The following is an 8142-nucleotide window of genomic DNA, read 5'->3' as shown; positions in this document are numbered from 1 at the left end:
AAGGGATGCAGAACCCGGCTGGGGTCACGCCGGTCCGGGATCACGGCGGCGAGCTTGTCGGCGATGTCCAACCGCCGGGCGGCCTGGGCGAGCAGCAGGACGCCGCCATCCGAGGTCAGGCGTCCGCCATCGAAGGCGGCTGTGAGCTTCTTGCCCCGAACGGATGGAAACGCGAACGGGAGACACGTAGGATCGGACATGGCGGGCGTGGCAGGCTCGGTGCGGTCTGAAGGCTTGGCGTCAGCACCCAATCCCTAAGCCACATCAATGCTTTACGCTACGCTCGCCATCCCAGATCCACCGTCCTCGTGAATAAGACGGGCTAGCCAGACGAGTGGACATTCCCGTCGCGAAGTCGCCGCTGAACCACGTCCCCCCAATCGCTTTGGTCCGACGTGAGTGCGAGTTTTCCGGTTTTGTGAGACCCTGACGGAAGGAGCGGAGCCGTGAAGAAGAGCAGATTCACCGAAGAGCAAATCGCCTTCGCACTGAAGCAGGCTGAGACCGGGATACCGGTCGCGGAGGTGCTGCGTCGGATGGGCATCTCCGAGCAGATGGTCTGCCATCGGGCGCCTCGTCTACACTGTCACACCCGACCGGTGAGCTAATTTCTTCGCCACAGCAGGATACGACGTGTGTTAAATCTGGGTTAAACTGAAAACGCGCTAGCATCCTCTCTCAAATTCAAAAATACAGCCAGAAAACATCATGACGCCGGACAGGATCTCAGCCCCATCCAATTTAAGAACACGCAACCATCTTCGGAAAACGTAAAATCGCTAGTATCGCCTTGCTTCGGCCGATAAATGACGCCCCTGCGGCGAGCCGTCACTGTCTCGGAGGCCTCAAGCTCAGCCAATAAGCCGCATGTTCTGACCTAAAACCTCTACCAGCTCTCGCGCATGCCTCGTGATATTGCAATGGGTAGGTTTCTATTTGTCGCTCTTGCTGCCTCAAGTTGGTGGCGCGCTGAAATGCTCCGGGCGCACCTTGAAGCCGTCGAAGACGTTTGGCGGGCTTTGAAAATGTGGCTTAAGTGACGCCACTCGTTCGGTGGCGATGTAGAACCGGTTGAGGCCGTCAAACCACACAAACTCATAGTGTGCAGCCAGCATGATTGACTCCCATTCCTCGTGAACAAGCCGCTGACTAAGGGGAGCTGTCGCTTCAAGAAGGACGATCCATGGACGGTAGATGGTGAAATCAGCCCCCGAAAGAACTTCACGCTCCGCTCCCTCAACATCTACCTTCAGAAAATGGATTGAACCCGGCGCATAGAGCTGGCAGATTTCGGCGAGAGAGCAAACCTCGACCTGCTCCTCCCGCAGGTTAAACCCGTGCGCTTTGAAGTCCTCAACGTGCGTAGAGTCGAGTGTGGATAATCCAGTCTCTGGAAACGCGTAGAACGCTCGCCGACCTCGCTCCTCTCCAACGCAGAGCCGTAAATTTACGTCCTGCGATCGAGCGAGTGTCAATCGGTCGAACAGTTCTCGGACGGGTTCTACGTTGATGCCTCGCCAGCCGCGTGCGTAAAAGGCAGCCGTCACGCTGTGGACCTCGGGATCATGCGCGCCTACATCGATGTAAAAACCGTTTTTTACATCCTTCAACGCACGCCACAGCATCACATCCTCAAAATTCTGCGCGAAAGTTATGAACGGACGCGGAGCATCGGACGTTACTGTGTCACTGGTGATCTCGTCGTGAGTGGCATATAATCCGCTCGTGGTGGTTGACGAGCTACTCCGAAATTTCTGGAACAGGTTCCGCAATGAGTGTTCCCTCCTTGAGCTAAATCGTTAACGCATAGTAGCAACTTTATGGCGCGCTTTTCAAGGTGCGAGGCATTTCGATGTCGTGGCTGCGGAGACAAACTGCAAGTGCGTTGATCGTTCGCGCCGCCGAGAAAATGAAGCGCCTCGATAATTCCCTGGAGGTCGCTTTATTCGGATTAGCGGCCACGACCTGCATCCCAGTTGAGCAGCCACGCGCTTTGGAAGAAGCCTGAGCTTTACGGGGCTCAAGGTGAGGAAGAGTGCCGTGTGGAGTGGTGAGCTCAAACCTGCCAGTATTGTGGATCGTGCCGATTGTAAGGCTACTGCACGGCGGCGACCATGAGTGGCCAAAAGGCCATATCTGGGTACATGACGGATGCGGGCGGCTGATGGTCCACCGAAGGACGCGGCCGCATGCGGTTGTATGTGTTTGCCAGGTGCCAATCACAATCCGCGCTTCCTTGATCGAGTAGAAGATTTACTATATTTAACGCCCATCCTCCAGCTCTGTTTGGAGGTGTTAGCATCTGTCTGGCATAATGATGTTTTTTACAGAGCTTTCGGGTCGCGTAGTTTAAGGAATCCGTTTAGGTGCAGCGGGTTGAACAGCAGGCCGTCATCGCCTAGATGAAGCGCTCGCCGGAGATAATGGTGAACTACGCCTTGGCCATGATCCATTCACCCAGTCCCATCTTCCACGTCTTCTCGGAGCAGTTCAAGACCAGGTAGAGGAGCTTCAGGAAGGCCTTGCCGGTTGGGAAGTGACCGCAGGCGCGCACGGCCCGACTCAGCATGCCGTTTGGGGCCTCAACAAATTTCGAGGTGTAGATGATCCGGCGCACTTCGCCGGGGAGCTCACAGAACGGTACTACCTCGCTCCAGGCCCGCGGCCAGCTCTGGGCGATGGCCGGGTAGCGTCAGCCCCACTCGCTGCTTCGAAGACGGACAGCGGTGCCTCGCCAAAGACGGCAATAAGCGCGGTTGATGTCCTTGAGCTCCCCACCACGACCTTACAGTCCTTGTAGAAGACGAGATCAAGGCGGTCGCGTAGAAGATGTACATTGCAGATCTGGACGAGCTTGCCCGGGGAACATTGCCAGGATCGCGTCGGCAGAGTCCTGAGGCCATCAACTATGGCAAGCAGGACGTCCTCGAAGCCGCGGCTTCTCAGCTCTTCATGACCGGCAGCCAGAAGTTGGCGCCGTTGGTCTTGCTCCAGCCAGAGACCGTGGGTTTCCTCGGAGCCGTCGACGCGCACACCGATCGCGATGTAAACGGTTTTGTTCTGGACAAGGCCCTCGTTACCTACTTTGATCCGCATTGCACTGAACAAAACGATCATATAGACCGGCTCTAGCGATCGATTCTGTCAGCCGGCGACTTCCTCTAGAACTCCGTCGGCGGCCGCGCTGATCAGGTCAAACGAGAACTCGATCCTGTAGAGTTCACGCAGGTGCGCTCAGCGCGTTACCCTAGGATGTTTGATCCCAGGGTTTGATGGTGCACTCTTCACGTTGGAGTGGGGGGACGCGCTATGGGCCAAGTTCTTCAAGGCAGCGCCACCACGACGGAGGCAGTCCGTCGAGCGATCCAGCGTAGTCAAGCGAGCCTGAGGGCGCTCTCGAAGCGTTACGGGATCAACCCGAAGACGGTCGCCAAGTGGAAGAAGCGGACCTCGGTCGCCGACCAGCGCACCGGTCCGAAGGATCCCCGTTCGACGGTCTTGTCACAGGAGGACGAGGCAGTCGTCGTCGCCTTTCGCCGTCACACCCTCCTGCCGTTGGACGACTGCCTCTACGCGCTGCAGGCGACGATCCCGCACTTGACCCGTTCGTCGCTATATCGGTGCCTGCAGCGCCACGGCATCAGCCGACTGCCGGAGGTCGATGGTGACAAGCCCAAGCGATCACGTTTCAAGACCTACCCGCTCGGCTACTTCCACATCGATCTGGCCGAGGTTCACACAGCCGAAGAGCGACTCTACCTGCTCGTTGCCATCGACCGCACGACAAAGTTCGCCTTCGTGGAGCTGCATGAGAAGGCCACCCGGCGGGTCGCAGGCGACTTCCTTCGCCATCTCATTGAGGCCGTGCATTACAAGGTGCACACGGTGCTCACCGACAACGGCATCCACTTCACCACGCCCGGCAACGTCGCCTCGGCCGCTTCCATCATCAAGGAGGCGATCGCAGCCGGCGAGACCTTCCGAGCCCACAGCTTCGAACTTGCCTGCGCCCGCAACGATATCGATCATCGGCTGACCAAACCGCGCCACCCCTGGACGACTGATGTAATCGACAAGAGCTTTCTTCGTAGATCTGCGCTATTTTCGGCTCGCGCACGGGCGACCGCGTGGCGAAGAGCAGGGCGTGAGGTGGGAGCCCTGCCGCGCAGCCTCTATCGGCGCACCTCAGTTGCGGCGCCCGTGCGCACCTTCTTGGGCCCTTGCGGATTCCAGCCCGTCACGAAGCGGGCGTAGACCGTCTCAGCCTGTTCGACCCAGCGCCGCTCCCCATCGCGGTGGCTCTTGCTGTTGTAGGCGTGAGCTGCCCCCTTCTGACCGCGAGCCGCCTTGTAGCCGGCCCTCAGCTCAAGATCGCGAAGCTTCTTCGCGTGAAGCAAGGGGCGGGCCCAGACGTAGCTCTCGCTCTTGGTCAAAAGATGCCAGATCACGACCGCGAGCTTGCGGGCGGTTGCGACAGCGGCAACGTGCTGGCCGCGTCGCGCCCTGACCCGCAGGAAAAAGGCTCGGAGTGGGCCTGGAGCGCGGGCTGCGGCCCAGGCGGCCTCGACCAACATGCCGCGGGCGTGGCCGCGACCCTGCTTGGTGATCCGGCCGTGGTGCGCGGGTCCCGGTCCTGATTGCCGCACGCTCGGGTTCAGACCGAGGTAGCTGACAAGCTTTTGCGGCTCGTCGAAGCGGGTCACCTCGCCGATGGCCGCTGTCAACGCAAGCGCCACCACCATGTCGATGTCGGGGACCGTCATCAGTCGCTTGACGCTTTCGTCAGCGAGGGCCGAACGGGCGAGATCGCGCTCGATGACCTTCAGGTCCTCGCCAAGCCTGTCAAACTCGCGCAGGTGCCGCTCGATCGCGAGCCGCTCGTCCTCTGGCACGACCTGTTCGACGAGCCATGCCCGGCCCTTGGCCCCGCAGAGGTCAGCGTGGGGACAGGATGGGATCAGGTGGCTGTGCAGGATCGACTGGATGATGTTTTTTAGCCGAGATCGCTGCCGGACGATCTGGTTGCGGCGGGTAACCTGCCGGCGCAGCGCCTGGGTCGGCTCGTCTGGAACCCACACCTCCGGCAGGAACCCGCTCGCGTAGAGCTGCGCCAGCACGACGGCGTCGATCGTGTCGGTCTTGATCTTGGCATGCGCGATCATCCGCACCTGCATCGGGTTGGCGATCACCACCTTCTTCACGTGCGGCGCGAGAACCGCCACAACGGCCGAGGCATTGCCGGTGGCCTCAACGACCACGACGTCATCCGCCGAAAGTTGCTCAGCGAAGGCGGTCAGAAGATCGCGACGCATGTCGACGCGACCCAGCCGCCTCAGCTTGCCATCATCCCACGCTACCGCTTCCGCGAAGGCGCGGTGAATATCCAGTCCGATAATCCGCATGCCCACTCCCCATGATGGTTCGTCGACATAAACGGGAGCTGGCGGGCAACACGACACCTACTGATCCGCGCTCGCAGCGCATCCGGGAAAGTCGCAAGGGGCGGCCATGTAACGAGTTCGGGCTCTCAGCCCACTGTCTATCGACGGCCTGCCCGCACCTTCGTGCTCCCGGTGCCCCGCGTCCCAGATGGGCTCACCATAATGCCGTTCTCCGGGGAGAACAGCGGAACGAGAAGGATCCGCACAAGTACATACCGGATAACGGTCAGGTCGAGCGGATGAACCGCACGATCAAGGACGCGACGGTCAAGCGCTACCATTACGACAGCCACGGGCAACTCCGTGCGCATTTGGCCGACTTCGTCAGCGCCTACAACTTCGCACGCCGTCTGAAGACCCTCCGCGGCCTGACGCCCTACGAAGCCATCTGCAAGGCATGGTCCGCTGAGCCCTGCCGTTTCAGGTCAAACCCGCTCCACCAAATGCCGGGACCAAACATCTAGAGCCTCAACAATCACCTTCGACATGATGGCGGCTGAGAATATCGCGCAAATGCCATGTCTATCGGACTCGGCCTTATGGCAGCGTAAATCCATCGTTTCATCTACGGCCCGATGCTGAGATCAAGGCTTTGACTGATCTGGTAATGCGATGCTGCTAGTGCCCTGACGCCAGCAGAAACTACATAGGGCAGCGCAGTTACTAAGGCACTTTCAGCAAGCTAACGAACCAAGACGTGGCGTATTCGTCGGTGTCTCTGCACTAAATTGTCGAATCTATCGTCTTGCATCGGCAGCGGGCGAGCTACGCACCGTACTCCGTCGAAAATAGCGGCCTGCGTATTAAAGAAGATTTGGATTAAGAAGAGGCCGTTATCAATCGCAGAATCAACGAGGCTATGGATCTTGAGCTGGGCACAGGCAGGAGGCGTTACTGATCTCTGAGCCAGGTGCTGAACCGACAATTACACAAATACACGAGGGCGGAAAATGCGAGAGAGGCCGGCTTATATACCAGCTGAATGATCAGCTTCAGCTATGTGATCGGGCCCCCCGATAACCGCGCATCTGGCTCCGCGCGCCGTGCCGGCCGGCGCGCGGTAGCAACGTCAGATGATCTCGATCTCGGGGAACGGGAAGATGAAGCGTCCGCCGCGCAGCCGGAACTCCGTCTCGCGCTGCAATATGCCCTCCTTAAAGTGCCATGGGAGAACGAGGAAGTAATCCGGGTTCGACGCCCGGGCCTCAGCCTCAGAGATAATAGGGATTCGGGTGCCCGGCGTAACGCGGCCAAACTTCTCGGGATTAACCTCGGCAATTGCTGGAACTTCAGCTTCGGTAATACCGCAGAACTGAAGTGTCACATTGCCCTTGGTCGAAGCGCCATACCCCAGCACCCGCTTGCCATCAGTCGCCAAATCTTTGAGAAGTCGCGTCAGATCTTGCCGGTGGCGAAAAACCCTATCCTCAAACTCGCGGAATGGTCGCACTGTGTGCAGGCCCATCCGCTCCTCCTGGCCTAGCAGCCAATTGATGACCGTATCGTTGGCGCGCAAGTTCGAGCCAGCCGGCGCCGCTGTGACCGCGAAACTTCCGCCGTTAATCCCATTCATCTGGACGTCGATGAGCTTCAACCCAGCCGCCTCGACAATCCGCCTGACTACCGAAAGCGAGTAATATTCCAAGTGTTCATGACAAATCGTATCGTAAGAAATTGTCCGCAGCATCGCCGGCATGTAGCTCTGCTCGAAATGCCAGACGCCATCCGGAGCTAAAATAGAAGCAACGTCTCGCGCGAATGCCACAGGATCGTCGAGATCGTAAAACATCGCAATCGAGGTGACGATCCGCGCCGGGCGATCATTCACGCTGCGGTAATTGGCAGCATTAAAGAAATCGGGCACGAGACGTATATCATCGGGATAGTACTGTTGAAACTTGCGGCCCGTCGGATCAATGCCGATCCGAGTTAAGTCTGGCGTCCTATACGATTTTAGCGAAGTGGCGTCATTGGATCCGATATCGAGCACACTGTCGCCGGGCTTCAAGTCAACCAGCCGCTCTAGAAAAGCGATCTTCTCCGAGAGGTGGCGAACCATGGATGCGTTGAGGCCCGATCGATAGCCGTAGTTATCACCGTACATCTCGCCGGAATCGTAAGTGTGGGCCAGTTGCAGCAACCCGCTGTCCGGACACCAGACTAGATCAAGCGGGCCTTCGGTAACTGCCTCGCCCGGTTTTGGGAAGACGCCCGTTAATTCCTGCGAACCCAGGTGTAGCACCGGTATCAGGTTCTTTGATCCGCTGATGCGGCATCGGTCGAGTGGCTTGTACATCCCGCGCATCCGTCTAAATCCCTCGCGTCTCACAACAATTTTATTCGAACGACATTGGCGAGCCGCTCTTAGCCCGTCTTATTCATCGGGCTTTGTCGGCGGTGGTTTTTAGGCTGATGGCGAGCGGGATCGCGCGTCTGTTCTGACGCGTGTGGATCCGGAATGTTTTGTCAGCGCTGGAGGGATGTGGACGGGTTCGTCGGGGCGTCGCTGCCCCGTCGTTCAGGCTGGCGCCGGGGCGAGCGCGGTCGCGAGGTGGCGCAGAAGGTCAGCATCAGGGCAGGCGGCGGCGAAGGCGAGGCGAACCCGGCTGGCGGTCTCGCGGATGCGAGCTCCGAGCTTCAGGAGGCGCAGCCGGAGGGTGGCGAACTCGGCCGTGGCGAGGCGGTGCGCCTTCGGGATGGT

7 protein-coding genes and 3 pseudogenes are annotated in these 8142 nt (G+C 59.2%); 3 read left to right on the top strand and 7 right to left on the bottom strand.

The genetic code is table 11. The annotated features are described in order from the left end of the window. On the bottom strand, window positions 1-200 hold a 200-nt coding region (locus BM396_RS31640; RefSeq protein WP_210187140.1), incomplete at its 3' end, for a transposase. 246 nt (window positions 201-446) lie between these two features. Between BM396_RS31640 and BM396_RS31635 the strand changes: the two are divergent. After that, window positions 447-551, top strand: a pseudogene (locus tag BM396_RS31635) (transposase); the annotation flags it as partial. Between the two features lie 402 nt (window positions 552-953). On the opposite strand, the gene BM396_RS31630 reads toward BM396_RS31635, so the two are convergent. From BM396_RS31630 to BM396_RS33605, 3 genes are all read right to left on the bottom strand, one after another. Continuing rightward, on the bottom strand, window positions 954-1772 hold the full coding sequence (locus BM396_RS31630) for an FkbM family methyltransferase (RefSeq protein ID WP_139239609.1): 819 nt from the start codon (window positions 1770-1772) through the stop codon (window positions 954-956). A 659-nt stretch (window positions 1773-2431) separates the two neighbouring features. Next, entirely contained in the window at window positions 2432-2680 is a 249-nt protein-coding gene (locus BM396_RS33770) for a transposase (RefSeq protein WP_078947202.1), read from the bottom strand. After that, the gene (locus BM396_RS33605; protein WP_280142424.1) at window positions 2644-3096 is read right to left on the bottom strand and encodes a transposase; all 453 of its coding nucleotides are present in this window, start codon (window positions 3094-3096) and stop codon (window positions 2644-2646) included. Before BM396_RS33605 ends, BM396_RS33770 begins: the two co-directional genes overlap by 37 nt. A 213-nt stretch (window positions 3097-3309) precedes the next feature. Between BM396_RS33605 and BM396_RS31615 the strand changes: the two are divergent. After that, window positions 3310-4077 (top strand): annotated as a pseudogene (locus tag BM396_RS31615) (DDE-type integrase/transposase/recombinase); the annotation flags it as partial. A 95-nt stretch (window positions 4078-4172) separates the two neighbouring features. Here BM396_RS31615 and BM396_RS31610 read toward each other — a convergent pair. Next, entirely contained in the window at window positions 4173-5402 is a 1230-nt protein-coding gene (locus tag BM396_RS31610; protein WP_043387956.1) for an IS110 family RNA-guided transposase, read from the bottom strand. A gap of 260 nt (window positions 5403-5662) precedes the next feature. Between BM396_RS31610 and BM396_RS31605 the strand changes: the two are divergent. Beyond that, window positions 5663-5905, top strand: a pseudogene (locus BM396_RS31605) (integrase core domain-containing protein); the annotation flags it as partial. 605 nt (window positions 5906-6510) lie between these two features. On the opposite strand, the gene BM396_RS31600 reads toward BM396_RS31605, so the two are convergent. Together BM396_RS31600 and BM396_RS31595 are read right to left on the bottom strand one after the other, a co-directional pair. Then, window positions 6511-7737, bottom strand: coding sequence for a class I SAM-dependent methyltransferase (locus BM396_RS31600; protein WP_043387957.1), 1227 nt, complete (start codon window positions 7735-7737; stop codon window positions 6511-6513). A 222-nt stretch (window positions 7738-7959) separates the two neighbouring features. Continuing rightward, on the bottom strand, window positions 7960-8142 hold a 183-nt coding region (locus tag BM396_RS31595; RefSeq protein WP_210187149.1), incomplete at its 5' end, for a transposase.

Origin of the sequence: Methylobacterium sp. UNCCL125, assembly GCF_900116795.1 — a bacterium.
Lineage (GTDB): Bacteria > Pseudomonadota > Alphaproteobacteria > Rhizobiales > Beijerinckiaceae > Methylobacterium > Methylobacterium fujisawaense.
Note: the sequence above shows the minus strand (reverse complement) of the source record. Positions and strands in the feature narration are given on the sequence as shown.

Excerpts from the sequence above, each read along its gene's own strand:
- BM396_RS33605 (WP_280142424.1), bottom strand. The coding sequence starts at position 3,096 with ATGCGGATCAAAGTAGGTAACGAGGGCCTTGTCCAGAACAAAACCGTT.
- BM396_RS31610 (WP_043387956.1), bottom strand. The coding sequence starts at position 5,402 with ATGCGGATTATCGGACTGGATATTCACCGCGCCTTCGCGGAAGCGGTA.
- BM396_RS31600 (WP_043387957.1), bottom strand. The coding sequence starts at position 7,737 with ATGTACAAGCCACTCGACCGATGCCGCATCAGCGGATCAAAGAACCTG.